The 232-nt window shown below is 76.3% G+C and carries 1 pseudogene; it reads right to left on the bottom strand.

Going from position 1 to position 232, the window contains the following annotated elements:
• Positions 1-8: 8 nt before the first annotated feature.
• A pseudogene (locus tag ACSNOK_RS36440) lies at positions 9-232 on the bottom strand (metallophosphoesterase); the annotation flags it as partial.

Consider the following 232-nt stretch of genomic DNA (forward strand, 5'->3'; position numbering starts at 1 on the left):
CCGGAGGGTCAGCGGGAGGCCTCGGCCAGCGCCCCGGCCCTGCGTTCCGCGCCGGGTTCCAGGTGGTACACCGCGAAGGCGCGCCGGATGACCGGCTGGGCGACGTTGCGCACCCGCACACCGCCGCTGGTAATACCGTGCTCGGTGCCCGCGTGGGCGTGCCCGTGGACGGCCAGGTCGGCGCCCGCCGCGTCCACCGCCTCGGCCAGCAGGTAGCTGCCCAGGAAGGGGT

Source organism: Streptomyces sp. URMC 126 (assembly GCF_051386555.1).
In the GTDB taxonomy this organism is placed as follows: domain Bacteria; phylum Actinomycetota; class Actinomycetes; order Streptomycetales; family Streptomycetaceae; genus Streptomyces.